The organism is Arthrobacter sp. B0427-1-12, assembly GCF_059092905.1.
On record NZ_JBNHIC010000152.1, the window covers coordinates 1 to 1,292 of the forward strand.

The window sequence follows — 1,292 nt, forward strand, 5'->3', positions numbered from 1 at the left end:
TGATGGGTTTGAGGGTTGCGGGTTTCTTCGCGAGGGCGAGTGTTTCCAGGTCGGCGGTCAGGGCCAGGATTTGGCGTGAGAGCGCTGCGGGCTTGATGCGTTTGAAGGCGGCGTTCATCCGGATGGTGAGGTGTTTGCGCACGCTCGGGTGCCGGACGGCGCGCTGGTGGGGCGTGGCCGGCGCATCGTGCTTTCGGGTGACCTTCGCCCCGTGGCGCTGCTTTTCGATCAGTTTCTGCTGAGGCAGCAGGTAGTTGGTGAAGATCCGGTCCAGTTCCCAGATCTCGTTGAGTTTGGCCAGTTCCGCTTCGGTGTCGTAGCGCAGGTAGCCGACCAGTTCCCGGACCCTGGCCCAGTTCTTCTGCTCCACGTGGGCGCCGTCGTTCTTGTTGTAGGGCCGGGAGCGGGTGAACGTGATCCTGCGGGCGTGGCAGTAGGCCAGCAGGTGCTCGTTGATGAACTCGGACCCGTTGTCCGAATCGATGCCGATGATCGGGAAGGGGAAGACGTTCGTGACGTGCTCGAGGGCCTCGAAGACCCACTTGGCGGCCTTGTTCCGCACCGCCCGGTTCACCGTCCACCCGGTGGCGATGTCGGTCACCGTCAGGGTGAAGCAGAACTCGCCCGAGGCGTTGGACCCGTCGTGGCCGACCAGATCGATCTCCACAAACCCGGGCACCGCGTCGTCCCATTCGGCCCAGGTCCGGATCGGGATCTGGGACTTGAGCAGGGTGCCGGGCTTGGTATGCGACCGGCCCCGCGGCAGCATCCTGGCCCGCTCGGCGGCCAGCTTTCGGTCGATCGTGGCCGGGCTCATGGCCATCAGCAGCTGCGCCTGCGTGTCGGTGACATCCAGTTCCCCGTCCCGGCGCAGCAGCGGCACCAGCACCGGCAGCATCGGGGCCAGCAGCTTGCCGGCCGGGAACCGCAGCACGGCCCAGCACCTGATCAGACCCGGCAGCAGCTCCGGACCGTATACCGTTCTCCTGCCGGGCCTGGGCCGCATCGGCTTCAGGACCAGCGCCTGGCGCAGCGCGGCCCGGGCGTGATCGCGGTGCCAGCCGGTCAGCTCGACCAGCTCGTCCAGGATCCGGGTCTTGCCGGCCCGGTCAGCGCCCCGGTACGCCAGGGCCTTCTTCTTCGTCACAGCCTGCCGCTGGGCCATCGTCAGCTCCATAGAAACGGGCATAACCGGCATCGGCCGCCAACACCGGTCCACCACGCCGCCAGGCGGAGGATTTCAAATGAGGCAACGTATACCGCTACGCGGAGGTTTTCTATGAGTCAACGCG

The 1,292-nt window shown here is 66.4% G+C and carries 1 protein-coding gene; it reads right to left on the reverse strand.

What is annotated here, in order from left to right:
- Positions 1-1,165, reverse strand: a 1,165-nt coding sequence (locus AC5RWU_RS24275) for a DDE-type integrase/transposase/recombinase (RefSeq protein ID WP_493986727.1), incomplete at its 3' end; no start/stop codon positions are given.
- Positions 1,166-1,292 lie beyond the last annotated feature (127 nt).